This window comes from Streptomyces sp. NPDC041068, from assembly GCF_040647455.1.
Lineage (GTDB): Bacteria > Actinomycetota > Actinomycetes > Streptomycetales > Streptomycetaceae > Streptomyces.
The window spans coordinates 48,088-61,175 of record NZ_JBEZCG010000005.1 but is presented as its reverse complement, the minus strand read 5'-3'; the positions used below and the strand labels follow the sequence as shown (position 1 = coordinate 61,175).

Genomic DNA, 13,088 nt, shown 5'->3' with positions numbered 1-13,088 from the left:
AACACGGGCCTACGATCGTCACACGAAAGCACTGCCGGGGTGCCTTTGGGCAGCGTAACTTAGCCACTCAAGACACCCACCGCCCGCGTACGACCGCCGAGGGGTCCCGTGAGTCTCCATCCCAGCCTGCAAACCTACGCCGATGCCTGGACCCACTCCGTGGAAGCGATATCCGAGCTGGTGTCGCCACTCGCCGAGGGAGAGTGGAACTGGGCGACGCCCTGCCCCGGCTGGTCGGTGCGGGACATCGTCTCCCATGTCATAGGCCTGGACTGCGAGATGCTGGGCGACCCCCGCCCCATCCACACCCTGCCCCGCGACCTGTACCACGTACAGACCGAGGGCCAGCGGTACATGGAGATGCAGGTCGACGTGCGCCGCCACCACACCGCGCCGGAGATGACCTCCGAGCTGGAGTACACGATCATCCGCCGCTCCCGCCAGCTGCGGAACGAGTCGCGGGACCCGGACACCAAGATCCGCGGCCCCCTCGGCACCGAGCAGACCCTCGAACTGGCCATGCGCCTGAGGGCGTTCGACGTCTGGGTGCACGAGCAGGACCTGCGTACGACGCTGAAGAAGCCCGGCCACCTCGACTCCCCCGGTGCCCACGTCACCCGGGACCTGCTCCTGCACGGGCTCCCGAAGGTGGTCGCCAAGAAGGCGGGCGCGCCCGTGAATTCGGCCGTCGTCTTCGACGTGAGCGGACCCGTGGAGTTCCTGCGCACGGTCCGCGTCGACGCCGAGGGCAACGGCACCGTCGACAACGCGCCCTCACTGGGCCCGCTCGCCACCATCGCCCTCGACTGGGAGACGTACTTCAAGCTGGCCTGCGGCCGCGTGACGTACGCGTCCATGGCGGACCGCGTCAAGGTCGAGGGCGACCACGACCTCGCGGACGCGATCCTGCGGGAGTTCGCGGTGACGCCCTAGCCTCACGCGGGCACGTGCACGGCCTCGACGCGGCTGGCCACCAGCTGCTCCTTCTCCCGACGCACCGCCCTGGTCCGCAGCCGGAGAATCTGGCTGAGCCCCAGCAACTCCAGGACGAAGACGGCCGAGAAGGCGATCCGGTAGTTGTCACCGGTCGCGTCGAGCAGCACGCCGATCGCGAGCAGCGTCGTCATGGAGGCGACGAAGCCGCCCATGTTGGTGATGCCCGACGCCGTGCCCTGGCGCTCCGGCGGATTGGCGGGCCGCGCGAAGTCGAAGCCGATCATGGACGCGGGGCCGCAGGCGCCGAGCACGGTGCACAGGACGACCAGGAGCCACATCGGGGCGTGGTCCCCGGGGTAGGCGAGCGTGGCGCCCCAGGCCGCGGCCGTCGTCCCGATGGTGCCGAGCGCCAGCGGAAGGCGCGCGGCGTGGTGCCGGGCCACGATCTGCCCGTACACCAGGCCGATGACCATGTTGGACAGCACGACGAGCGTGAGCAGTTCACCGGCCGTGGCCCGCGAGAGGCCCTGCGCCTCGACGAGGAACGGCAGCCCCCACAGCAGCAGGAACACCATCGCGGGGAACTGCGTGGTGAAGTGCACCCACAGGCCGAGCCGGGTGCCGGGCTCCCGCCAGGACAGGGCGATCTGCTTGCGCACGAAGGCCGATCCGGTGTGCGCCACCGGCTCCGGCTCGTGCCCCTCGGGGTGGTCCTTCAGGAACAGTGTCGTCAGGACGAGGACGACGACACCGCACAGCGCGCTGCCCGCGAAGGCCGCGGTCCAGCCGACGGAGTGCAGCAGCCGGGCGAGGACGAGGGTGGAGACGAGGTTGCCCGCCATGCCGACGAGGCCGGCGAGCTGGGCGACCAGCGGTCCGCGCCGGGCCGGGAACCAGCGGGTGCCGAGCCGCAGGACGCTGATGAACGTCAGCGCGTCGCCGCAGCCGAGCAGGGCACGGGACGCGAGCGCCATTCCGTACGAGGGCGAGAACGCGAAGCCCAGCTGTCCGACCGTGAAGAGGACGACACCGATGGTCAGCACCTTCTTGGTGCCGAGCCGGTCGACCATCAGGCCGACGGGTATCTGCATGCCCGCGTACACGAGCAGCTGGAGTATGGAGAAGGTCGACAGGGCGGACGCGTTGACGTCGAACCGGTCGGCGGCGTCGAGCCCGGCCACGCCGAGCGAGGTGCGGAAGATGACGGCGACGAAGTAGACCGCGACGCCTATGGACCAGACGAGGACGGCCTTCTTGCCGCCGGGTGGATCACCGGGCAGGGCGACGGGGGCGGTGGCGGAGCTCATCGGACCTCGCCCCGCGCCAGGTTCTGGAACCAGCCGACGTGCCGGGTGACGACGGCGACCGCCGCCTCCGCGTCGCCCGACCTGAGCGCGGCGAGGATCTCCTCGTGCTCCGTGAGCGTCTTGGCGATCCGGTCGGGGTGCGAGTGCATGACGGCGACGCCCATCCTCAACTGCCGGTCCCGCAGCTGGTCGTAGAGGCGCGAGAGGATGTCGTTGCGGCCGCTGCGCACGATCTCGGCGTGGAAGCACCGGTCGGTGACCGCGGCCGCCGCGAGATCCCCCGCGGCGGCCTGGGCCCGCTGCTGTTCGAGCAGCTCCTCCAGGCGCTGGATCAGCCCGGCAGGCGCGGGCACGGCCTTGCGCACCGCGTGCGTCTCCACAAGGAGACGCGTCTCGACGACATCCGCGATCTCCTGCGCCGAGACGGGCAGTACGAGGGCGCCCTTCTTCGGGTAGAGCCGCAGCAGCCCCTCGACCTCCAGCTTCAGGAGCGCCTCGCGCACCGGGGTGCGCGACACCCCCACGGCCTCGGCGAGCTCGCCCTCGGTGAGGAGCGTGCCGCCCTCGTAGCGACGCTCCAGGACGGCTTGCTTGACGTGCGCGTACACGCGCTCGGCGGCGGGGGGCCGCTTGACGGCGGCCGTGGCGGTGGCTGGCATGCGCACAGCATAGATACAACAGGTATGCGACGGGATTCCCGTCCACATGCCGGGCACTTTCCCTGAACAGCGGCACATCCATTCACCCCTCTCACTCGTCTAATGAGTGAGCGACACCCTCATGTCGCCGCAGCCCAGGGGTATTTGGAGCACAGAACTTGAAAACCGGCATCAAGGGCGTACGCCGCGCATCGGCCGTTATCGTCACCGCGAGCGCGATACTGGCCGGCGGCGCCCTCACCACCCCGGCCCACGCGGCCGCACCGCCGAAGCCGTCGATCACCGCCAAGGGCGGGTTCGTCATGAACAACGGCAACGGCAAGACCCTCTTCACCAAGGCCGCCGACACCCGCCGGTCCACCGGCTCCACGACGAAGATAATGACGGCGCGCGTCGTGCTCGGTCAGCGGAACCTCAACCTGGACTCCAAGGTCACGGTCCAGAAGGCCTACAGCGACTACATCGTCGCCAACAACTGGGCCTCTTCCGCCCGGCTGATCGTCGGCGACAAGGTCACCGTCCGCCAGCTCCTGTACGGGCTGATGCTCCCCTCCGGCTGCGACGCGGCGTACGCCCTCGCGGACAAGTTCGGCAAGGGCTCGACCCGTTCCGCCCGCGTGAAGAACTTCATCGGCCAGATGAATTCCACGGCCAAGAGCCTCGGCATGCGGAACACCCACTTCGACTCGTTCGACGGCATCGGGCGCGGCAACAACTACTCGACGCCGCGCGACCTGACGAAGCTGGCGAGCAACGCGATGAAGTACTCCACGTTCCGCTCGGTCGTGAAGACGAAGTCGACGACGCAGAAGGTCAGCACCAAGTCCGGTGGCTACCGCAACATGTCGTGGACGAACACGAACCCGCTCCTCGGCTCGTACCGCGGTGCCATCGGCGTGAAGACGGGCTCCGGCCCCGAGTCGAAGTACTGCCTCGTCTTCGCCGCGACCCGGAACGGCAAGACGGTCGTCGGCACGGTCCTGACGTCGTCGTCCGTGGCCAACCGGACGTCGGACGCGAAGAAGCTGCTCGACTACGGCTTCAAGGTGGCCTGAGGCCAGGCCCACGCATGAGGAGGGGCCCACCGCGGTGCGCGGTGGGCCCCTCCTCCTATGCCGTTCGGGCAGGAGCTACGCCCAGGTCATGAGCCTCTTCGGCCGCTCCAGGATCGCCGCCACATCGGCAAGAACCTTCGAGCCCAGCTCGCCGTCGACGAGACGGTGGTCGAAGGACAGCGCGAGCGTCGTCACCTGACGCGGCTTGACCTTGCCCTTGTGGACCCACGGCTGGAGCTTGATCGCGCCGACCGCGAGGATCGCGGACTCGCCGGGGTTGAGGATCGGCGTGCCCGTGTCGACGCCGAAGACGCCGACGTTCGTGATCGTGATCGTGCCGCCCTGCATGGCCGCGGGCGAGGTCTTGCCCGAGCGGGCCGTGGTGACCAACTCGCCGAGCGCCTCGGCCAGTTCCGGCAGGGTCTTGTCGTGCGCGTCCTTGATCTTCGGCACGATCAGACCGCGCGGGGTGGCCGCGGCGATGCCCAGGTTCACGTAGTGCTTCTGGACGATCTCCTGGTTCTCTTCGTCCCAGGCGGCGTTCACCTCAGGGTTCCGCTTGATCGCCACCAGCAGGGCCTTGGAGATGAGCAGCAGCGGATTGACCCGCAGCCCCTCGAAGGCCTTGTCCTGCTTGAGCTCCTCGACCAGCTTCATGGTGCGCGTCACGTCGATCGTGACGAACTCCGTGACGTGCGGGGCCGTGAAGGCCGAGGCGACCATCGCCTGCGCGGTGGCCTTGCGGACACCCTTGACCGGGATACGGGTCTCGCGGGCGGCGTCGCCGCTCACGACGGGGGCGGGCGCGGGGGCGGCCTGCGGCGCGGGCGCCTCGGTCACCACCGGCTGCGGCTGCGGCGCCGGAGCGAGAGCCGCGTGCACGTCCTCGCGCGTGATGATCCCGTCGGGTCCGGACGGGGTGACCGTCGCGAGGTCCACGCCGAGGTCCTTGGCGAGCTTGCGGACGGGCGGCTTGGCGAGCGGCCGGTCGGCGGTGGCGGCCCGTGCGGCGGTGGCGGCCCGTGCGGCGGTGCTCGTGCCGTTCAACTCGGCCTGGACCGCGGCCGCGTAGTACGTCCCGGCGGGCGGCTGGTCAGACTGCCCCGGAACGGACGTCTTGCGCGCGCGCCGCTTGGTCGAGGACTCGGAGACCCCGTACCCGACGAGGACGGGCTGGCGGCCCTGCGGGGCGGCCTCCTCCGCGGGCTCGGCGGGCGCCGCGACGGGCGCGGCAGGCGCCGCGGCCTCCTCGGCGGGGGCCGCGTCCACGGGAGCGGCCCCGCCCGACACGTCGACCGCGATGATCACCTGGCCGACGTCGACCGTGGTGCCCTCGGGGAAGCGCAGCTCCCGCACGACGCCATTGAACGGAATGGGCAGTTCCACGGCCGCCTTGGCCGTCTCGACCTCGCACACGACCTGGCCGTCGGTGACCGTGTCACCGACCTGGACGTACCACTTGAGGATCTCCGCCTCCGTGAGCCCCTCGCCCACGTCCGGCATCTTGAACTCGGCAAGAGCGGTGTCTGTCATCGTCGTCACGACCCTCTCCCTCAGTACGCCAGCGAGCGGTCGACGGCGTCGAGCACCCGGTCGAGACCCGGCAGGTACTCCTCTTCGAGGCGCGCCGGCGGATACGGCGCGTGATAGCCGCCGACCCGCAGCACCGGGGCCTCCAAGTGGTAGAAGCACCGCTCGGTGATGCGCGCGGCGATCTCCGCGCCGGTGCCCAGGAAGACCGGGGCCTCGTGCACCACGACCAGGCGGCGGGTCTTCTCCACCGAGGACTGCACCGCGTCGAAGTCGATGGGCGACATCGAGCGCAGGTCCAGGACCTCCAGGGACTTGCCCTCCTCCTCGGCGGCCGCGGCCGCCTCCAGGCAGACCTTCACCATCGGGCCGTACGCCGCAAGGGTCAGGTCGGTGCCCTCGCGGGCGACACGGGCCTTGTGCAGGGGACCGGGAATGGCCTCCTTGTCGACCTCGCCCTTGTCCCAGTAACGCCGCTTCGGCTCGAAGAAGATCACCGGGTCGTCGCTCTGGATGGCCTGCTGCATCATCCAGTAGGCATCGGCCGAGTTCGAGGGGGAGACCACCTTCAGGCCCGCGACGTGCGCGAACAGCGCCTCGGGCGACTCGCTGTGGTGCTCTACGGCGCCGATGCCACCGCCGTACGGAATGCGGATGACGACCGGCATCTTGATCTTGCCGAGCGCGCGGGCGTGCATCTTCGCGAGCTGCGTGACGATCTGGTCGTACGCCGGGAAGACGAAGCCGTCGAACTGGATCTCCACGACCGGGCGGTAGCCCCGCAGGGCCAGGCCGATGGCCGTGCCGACGATGCCCGACTCGGCGAGCGGGGTGTCGATGACCCGGTCCTCGCCGAAGTCCTTCTGCAGCCCGTCCGTCACACGGAAGACGCCGCCGAGCTTGCCGACGTCCTCGCCCATGATCAGGACCTTGGGGTCCGTCTCCAGGGCGGTGCGCAGCGATTCGTTGATCGCCTTGGCGATGGGAAGTTTCTGGACAGCCATGGTTACTTGACCTCCCCGTCGGCGAACGAGGCCTGGTAGGCGGCGAACTGGGCGCGCTCCTCGTCCACGAGCGCGTGCCCGTCGGCGTAGACGTTCTCGAAGATCGCCATCAGATCCGGATCCGGCATCGCCCGCACCACCTCTCGCACTCGTTTGCCCAACGCTTCGCTCTCGTCCTCGAGTTCCGCGAAAAATCCCTCATCCGCGTGACCTTCGGACTCCAGGTAGGCCCGCAGCCGCAGGATCGGGTCCTTGGCCTCCCAGGCCTCCCGCTCCTCGTCCCTGCGGTACTTGGACGGGTCGTCGGAGGTGGTGTGCGCGCCCATGCGGTAGGTGAACGCCTCGATGAGCGCGGGGCCCTCGCCCGAACGCGCCCTCTCCAGCGCCCACTTGGTGACCGCGAGACAGGCCAGCACGTCGTTGCCGTCGACCCGGACACCCGGGAAGCCGAAGCCCTGCGCGCGCTGGAAGAGCGGCACCCGGGTCTGCTTCTCGGTGGGCTCGGAGATCGCCCACTGGTTGTTCTGGCAGAAGAAGACGACCGGGGCGTTGTAGACCGCGGAGAAGGTGAACGATTCGGCGACGTCACCCTGGCTGGAGGCACCGTCTCCGAAGTACGCGATCACGGCCGAGTCCGCGCCGTCCTTGGCCACGCCCATCGCGTAACCGGTGGCGTGCAGGGTCTGCGAGCCGATGACGATCGTGTACAGGTGGAAGTTGTTGCTGTTCGGGTCCCAGCCGCCGTTGTTCACGCCGCGGAACATGCCGAGCAGGTTCGTCGGGTCCACCCCGCGGCACCAGGCGACGCCGTGCTCGCGGTAGGTGGGGAAGACGTAGTCGTCGTCACGGGTGGCCCTGCCGGAGCCGATCTGGGCGGCCTCCTGGCCGAGCAGCGAGGCCCACAGTCCCAGCTCGCCCTGGCGCTGCAGGGAGGTGGCCTCGGCGTCGAAGCGGCGGGTGAGGACCATGTCGCGGTAGAGCCCGCGCAGTTCCTCTGCGGTGATGTCGGCGACGTACGCGTCGTACTCGGCGTTCTTGACCCGCTTGCCTTCAGGGGTCAGCAGCTGTACGAGTTCGGGCTCCGTGCTCTTCTGCGGCGCGGCCTTCTTGGCGCTTGCGCGCTTGCCGCCGCCCGTACTGCTGCGGCGCGGTTTGCGCGCGGCGGTGCTCTCCACGGTCACGTGTGCTCCTCCGTCGGTCCGGCCCCCGGGATTACCGGGTGAGCCAGTGCGGCTCGCCTGGTCCGTGCCCGCGCACGGGGTGGGTGCGACTCGGCCGGGAACAGGCGTGACAGGTGCCCCGGCGAGCTCCCTGCACAAAGCACGTTACCCAGTGCTTCCCATTTCTGTGAAACCCCGCCTGACCTGCGAATTTGCTTGGAAATCCAAGTACCTGACTGCTTGGATTTCCGAGTAAATCGAGAAAGTCGGGAACAGTTCCTGGTCACAGCACTGATCACAGCCTGGCAGGGGGCCGGAACACCGGCACGTTATCCCGGCCACCCCGCGCACGGGAAGGGTTCCGCCCGGGCAGGGAAAGAGATCGTGTGTGAGACTGGCTCCGTGCGCGAAGAAGGAAAAATTACGGTATTTCTCCTCGACGACCATGAAGTGGTCCGGCGTGGAGTCCATGAGCTGCTGTCCGTGGAGGCCGACATCGAGGTCGTCGGCGAGGCCGGCACCGCGGCGGACGCCCTGGTCAGGATCCCCGCGACCCGGCCCGACGTGGCCGTGCTCGACGTGCGCCTGCCGGACGGCAGCGGTGTCGAGGTGTGCCGCGAGATCCGTTCGCAGAACGAGGACATCAAGTGCCTGATGCTCACCTCGTTCGCCGACGACGAGGCCCTCTTCGACGCGATCATGGCCGGTGCCTCCGGCTATGTCCTCAAGGCCATCCGCGGCAATGAACTCCTCACCGCCGTGCGGGACGTGGCCGCGGGCAAGTCCCTGCTCGACCCCGTCGCAACGGCCCGGGTCCTGGAGCGGCTGCGCGACGGCAACAACGCCAAGGGCGACGACCGCCTGGCCAACCTCACCGAGCAGGAGCGGAAGATCCTCGACCTGATCGGCGAGGGCCTGACCAACCGCGTGATCGGTGAGCGGCTCCACCTCGCCGAGAAGACGATCAAGAACTACGTCTCCAGCCTGCTCTCCAAGCTGGGCATGGAGCGCCGCTCGCAGGCCGCCGCGTACGTGGCGCGCATGCAGGCGGAGAAGCACTGACGTACTCGTCGACGCATTCGTCGACGTACTCGTCACAGGCCGGGCGGGGCACGCGGCAGGACGGTCTTCGTGGTCTAGTCCTCAGGGACTTACGTCCCCGCCTTGTGGGGGCGGGATCCTCTTTCCCGACACCCTGTCCATGAACCAAGGTGGGGTCCATGCCCACCGACGAACAGCTCGCCTACGAACTGCTCCGCCGCACCGACTACGGCAGGGTGGCGACCAGCATGCGAGCACTGCCCTTCCTGGCTGCGGCCCGTCACATCGTCGTCGACGGGAAGATCCTGCTGCGCATGCACAAGGGATACGGCTACCACCAGGCGTGCATCGGCAGCGTCGTCGCGTACGGCGCGGACAACCTCAACGTGGCGAGCGCGCGGGACGGCCAGTGGACCGTACAGCTGGTCGGCGTCTGCGAGGCGGTGGAGCCGACCACGGCGGAGCTCGAACTCTTCGGCCCGGGCCCTCACTTCGTGGACGGTGAACTCTTCGACCCGGTCTACCTGCGCATAGAGCCGCAGTTCACGACGGTCCACACCTTGAGGGCAGGCCACGACCGCCAGCTCCAACACATCCTCTGAACTGAGCTGGACTGAGCTGGACTGAGCTGGACTGAGCTGGACTGAGCTGGGCTGGGCTGGGCTGCAGGCAATCGTGCCGCACCAGCCAGTCGTCCCAGCTGTGGGCAATCGTGCCGCTGGGGCGGCACGGGTGGGCACAGCGGCACCCCCGCCCCGTCGGGTCGCGCGCGTTCCTTGCGCCGCCCCGACCGCCGGGCTCAGGCCCCGTCGCCGTCCCCACCGGCACCGCCCGGATCGCCCTCACCGTCGTCGGTGGGCTCCGTCGGCTCCGAAGGCTCGTTCGTCGGGTCCGTGGTCGGATCCGTCGTCGGCTCCTGCGTAGTGGGATCCGTCGTCGGGTCCGTGGTCGGATCCCCCGTCGGCGTCGTCGGCCCCGTCGTCGGATTCGTCGGCCCTTCGGACTGGCTCGGCGGCGGGTTGTAGTCCGTCTCCCCGCCCGTCCCGGTGTCCGGGTCCGACGTCTCGTCCTGCGTCTCGTCGTCCGGGCTCTCGCTCGGCTCCTTGGACTGCGACTGCTTGGTCGCCGGAGTCTTCGGCGAGTCCTTCTTGTCGTTCTTGTCCGCCGCCGTCAGCGCGAACGTCACGCCCACCGCGATGGCGATGATCGCGAGCGCCACGAAGATCCACATCTTGCCGCGGCCACCCTTGCCACCGTGGTGACCACCGTCGAACCCACCGTCGTCACCGCCCGGCGGCCGCAGCATCGGGCTCGGGATCTGCGCGGTCCCTGAGTCGGGGTGCGCCATCGCGGCCGTACCCGCGACACCCATGGCCGGAGTGTTGCCGCCCTCGTGCATCTCCACGGGCCCGGTGTTCCAGGTCCCCGTGTGGCTGCCCTGCTCGTGCAGCATCTGCAGCCCGTACTGGACGAGGCCCCGCATCTCCTCGGCCGTCTGGAACCGGTCGTCCGGGTCCTTGGCGAGGGAGCGCATGACGAGCCCGTCCAGCTCCGGCGGCGCCGCGTCCGAGACCTCGGACGGCGGCACGGCCTGGTCCTGGACGTGCTGGTAGACCACGGAGAGCGGCGTCTCACCGGTGAACGGGGGCCGCAGGGCGAGGAGTTCGTAGAGCAGGCAGCCGGTCGCGTACAGGTCGGACCGGTGGTCGACGGCCTTGCCGAGCGCCTGCTCGGGCGACAGGTACTGCGGCGTACCCATGACCATGCCGGTCTGCGTCATCGTCGACTGCGCGCCGTGCAGGGCGCGCGCGATGCCGAAGTCCATCACCTTCACCGCGCCGGTGTTGGTGATGATCACGTTCGCGGGCTTGATGTCGCGGTGCACGATGCCGTGCTGGTGCGAATAGGCCAGGGCTTCGAGGACGCCCGACACGATGATGAGGGCCTGCTCGGGACCCGGCGCCTCCGCGTTGATCAGCAGATCGCGGATCGTCCGGCCCTCGACGATCTCCATGACGATGTACGGGACGACATTCGGCCCGACGACGTCTTCACCGGAGTCGTACACCGCGACCACAGCGTGGTGGTTCAGACCGGCGACCGACTGTGCCTCACGCGTGAAGCGGGCCTTGGAGACCGGGTCCTCGGCGAGGTCGGAGCGGAGCAGCTTGACCGCGACCGTGCGGCCCAGGCGTACGTCCTCGGCCGCGAACACCTCGGCCATGCCGCCCCTGCCGAGTCTGCGGGTCAGCCGGTATCGGCCGTCTCCGACAAGCCCGCCATTGCCCCACATCTCAGGCGCGTCTGACATACCGCCGCCAGTCGCCTCGGGGTCGGACGGGCCCTGAGCGCGCTGCGTCTGTGCCATCAGTCCTCGCCGTCGTTTCTGGTCGTGGTACTTGGTACTGAAGTACGTCGCGGTACGGGGTACTCCGTCGGGCCACGCTACAGCCTTCACGCCACCCACCGGTTCGACGTGGACCGCACATCAAAGCCTTCGATGGGTCCCGTGCGCAAACTTGTAACGCTTCCGAGACGCTTCTTGCGCGTACGGTCACGGAACGGGCACCGAGCTTGACGCGTCATCGTCCTCGGGCAGACTTGGCCTGGAATAGCGGGTAATTCGATCACCAGCCGCGGAGCCGTCCGGCCACCGCGCCGATGGGGGACGCACGAGATGAGCAGCCAGGACGGCGCACAGGGGCGGTACGCGGGGCGTTCGCTGGCCGGTGGCCGCTACCAACTGCGCGATCTGCTCGGCGAGGGCGGCATGGCGTCGGTCCACCTCGCGTACGACACGGTGCTCGACCGGCAGGTCGCCATCAAGACCCTGCACACCGAGCTCGGCCGTGAGCAGTCCTTCCGCGAACGCTTCCGCCGCGAGGCCCAGTCGGTGGCGAAGCTCACGCACACGAACATCGTGTCGGTCTTCGACACCGGCGAGGACGAGCTGGACGGCGCGACGATGCCGTACATCGTCATGGAGTACGTCGAGGGCAAGCCCCTCGGCTCCGTGCTCGACGCCTCCGTCACGCAGTTCGGCGCGATGCCGACCGACCAGGCGCTGAAGATCACCGCCGATGTGCTCGCGGCGCTGGAGATCAGCCACGAGATGGGCCTGGTCCACCGCGACATCAAGCCCGGCAACGTCATGATGACCAAGCGCAACGTCGTGAAGGTCATGGACTTCGGCATCGCCCGCGCCATGCAGTCCGGCGTCACCTCGATGACCCAGACCGGCATGGTCGTCGGCACCCCGCAGTACCTCTCGCCCGAGCAAGCCCTGGGCCGCGGCGTCGACGCGCGCTCCGACCTCTACTCGGTCGGCATCATGCTCTTCCAGCTGGTCACCGGGCGGCTGCCCTTCGAGGCGGACTCGCCGCTCGCCATCGCGTACGCGCACGTCCAGGAGGAGCCGGTCGCTCCCTCCTCGATCAACCGTTCCCTGCCGCCGGCCGTCGACGCGATCGTCGCCCGCGCGCTCAAGAAGAACCCGAACGAGCGTTTCCCGACCGCCGAGGCCATGCGCGACGAGTGCCTGCGCGTCGCCCAGTCCTTCCAGGCCGCGCCGCCCAGCATCGTGCCGGGCGCCCAGACGGCGAGCGGCGCGGGCGTCGGCTCCGCGGTCTTCCCGCCGGTCGACACCTCGATGCCGCAGGGCGGCCAGGTCCAGACGCCGTACCAGCCGGGTCCGTACGGCCCGCCGACCCCGACTCCCACGCCGGGCTACGGCTACCCGCCGCAGCAGAGCGGGTACCAGACCCCGCCGCCCACCAACGCGTACGCACCGCAGCAGGGCGCGCAGACCCCGCCGCCGTACCAGCTCTCGCCGCAGCCGGCCACGGCAACGGCCTCGGCGGGCGGCTCGGGCGGCTCGGGCGGCCGCAAGAAGAACATGCCGGTGGTCGTCGGCTCGATCGTCGTCGCGCTCATCGCCATCGGCGGCCTGATCACCGCCCTCACGCTCAACGGCGGCGGTGACGGCGACAAGGAAGGCTCCGGCGACAAGTCGAAGCAGCCGGTCGCGGGGCACAAGGGTCCCAACCGCAACATGACGATCGAGACCGAGAAGTGCACGGAGCCCGACACGGGCTACAACGACGAGAACAAGATCAAGGTCCCTGACTTCACGTTCAAGGACTGGAAGTCGGTCCTGTCCTGCCTCCAGGCGGCCGGCTGGAGCTACGACAAGCGCAAGGTCGACGAGAACGCCTACGGGGAGGACACCGTCATGCGGCAGGTCCCGAAGGAGGGCACGGAGGTCGACCCGAAGAACATGGACATCCAGTTCGACGTCTCCTCGGGCAACCCTGCCTAGGGCCGACCTGGGCTTCGCGCCACGCACCACGACGAGGGGCTCGGTACGCACGATGCGTACCGAGCCCCTCGTCGTGCG

At 69.2% G+C, this 13,088-nt stretch carries 11 protein-coding genes; 5 read left to right on the top strand and 6 right to left on the bottom strand.

The window, feature by feature from the left end; translation table 11 throughout:
• Positions 1-108: 108 nt before the first annotated feature.
• Positions 109-933 carry a maleylpyruvate isomerase family mycothiol-dependent enzyme gene (locus AB0B50_RS12705; RefSeq protein ID WP_362329322.1) on the top strand — a complete coding sequence of 275 codons (825 nt, stop codon included), beginning with the start codon at positions 109-111 and terminating at the stop codon, positions 931-933.
• 2 nt (positions 934-935) lie between these two features.
• On the opposite strand, the gene AB0B50_RS12700 is transcribed toward AB0B50_RS12705, so the two are convergent.
• Positions 936-2,243 (bottom strand): MFS transporter, encoded by a 1,308-nt coding sequence (locus tag AB0B50_RS12700; RefSeq protein WP_362329319.1) that lies wholly within the window; start codon positions 2,241-2,243, stop codon positions 936-938.
• Positions 2,240-2,902: a GntR family transcriptional regulator gene (locus tag AB0B50_RS12695; RefSeq protein WP_362329316.1), complete on the bottom strand. Its 663-nt coding sequence runs from the start codon at positions 2,900-2,902 to the stop codon at positions 2,240-2,242. The genes AB0B50_RS12700 and AB0B50_RS12695 overlap by 4 nt, the downstream gene beginning before the upstream one ends.
• A gap of 158 nt (positions 2,903-3,060) precedes the next feature.
• Here AB0B50_RS12695 and AB0B50_RS12690 point away from each other — a divergent pair, with 158 nt between their 5' ends.
• Positions 3,061-3,957 (top strand): D-alanyl-D-alanine carboxypeptidase, encoded by an 897-nt coding sequence (locus tag AB0B50_RS12690; RefSeq protein WP_362329313.1) that lies wholly within the window; start codon positions 3,061-3,063, stop codon positions 3,955-3,957.
• A 75-nt stretch (positions 3,958-4,032) separates the two neighbouring features.
• Here AB0B50_RS12690 and AB0B50_RS12685 read toward each other — a convergent pair whose 3' ends face one another.
• The 3 genes from AB0B50_RS12685 to pdhA are packed head-to-tail and all read right to left on the bottom strand — an operon-like array spanning position 4,033 to position 7,672.
• Positions 4,033-5,499 carry a dihydrolipoamide acetyltransferase family protein gene (locus AB0B50_RS12685; protein WP_362329310.1) on the bottom strand — a complete coding sequence of 489 codons (1,467 nt, stop codon included), beginning with the start codon at positions 5,497-5,499 and terminating at the stop codon, positions 4,033-4,035.
• Between the two features lie 11 nt (positions 5,500-5,510).
• Positions 5,511-6,491 (bottom strand): alpha-ketoacid dehydrogenase subunit beta, encoded by a 981-nt coding sequence (locus AB0B50_RS12680; RefSeq protein WP_362329307.1) that lies wholly within the window; start codon positions 6,489-6,491, stop codon positions 5,511-5,513.
• A gap of 2 nt (positions 6,492-6,493) precedes the next feature.
• Positions 6,494-7,672 carry a pyruvate dehydrogenase (acetyl-transferring) E1 component subunit alpha gene (pdhA, locus tag AB0B50_RS12675; RefSeq protein WP_362329304.1) on the bottom strand — a complete coding sequence of 393 codons (1,179 nt, stop codon included), beginning with the start codon at positions 7,670-7,672 and terminating at the stop codon, positions 6,494-6,496.
• Between the two features lie 381 nt (positions 7,673-8,053).
• On the opposite strand from pdhA, the gene AB0B50_RS12670 reads away from it, so the two are divergent.
• Positions 8,054-8,713 carry a response regulator transcription factor gene (locus tag AB0B50_RS12670; protein ID WP_362329303.1) on the top strand — a complete coding sequence of 220 codons (660 nt, stop codon included), beginning with the start codon at positions 8,054-8,056 and terminating at the stop codon, positions 8,711-8,713.
• Positions 8,714-8,871: 158 nt separating this feature from the next.
• The gene (locus AB0B50_RS12665) at positions 8,872-9,294 is read left to right on the top strand and encodes a pyridoxamine 5'-phosphate oxidase family protein (protein WP_362329300.1); all 423 of its coding nucleotides are present in this window, start codon (positions 8,872-8,874) and stop codon (positions 9,292-9,294) included.
• 197 nt (positions 9,295-9,491) lie between these two features.
• Here AB0B50_RS12665 and AB0B50_RS12660 read toward each other — a convergent pair whose 3' ends face one another.
• On the bottom strand, positions 9,492-11,060 hold the full coding sequence (locus AB0B50_RS12660; protein ID WP_362329297.1) for a protein kinase: 1,569 nt from the start codon (positions 11,058-11,060) through the stop codon (positions 9,492-9,494).
• Positions 11,061-11,369: 309 nt separating this feature from the next.
• On the opposite strand from AB0B50_RS12660, the gene AB0B50_RS12655 reads away from it, so the two are divergent.
• A complete protein-coding gene (locus tag AB0B50_RS12655; protein WP_362329294.1) occupies positions 11,370-13,010 on the top strand; it encodes a protein kinase in 1,641 nt (546 codons plus the stop codon).
• Positions 13,011-13,088 lie beyond the last annotated feature (78 nt).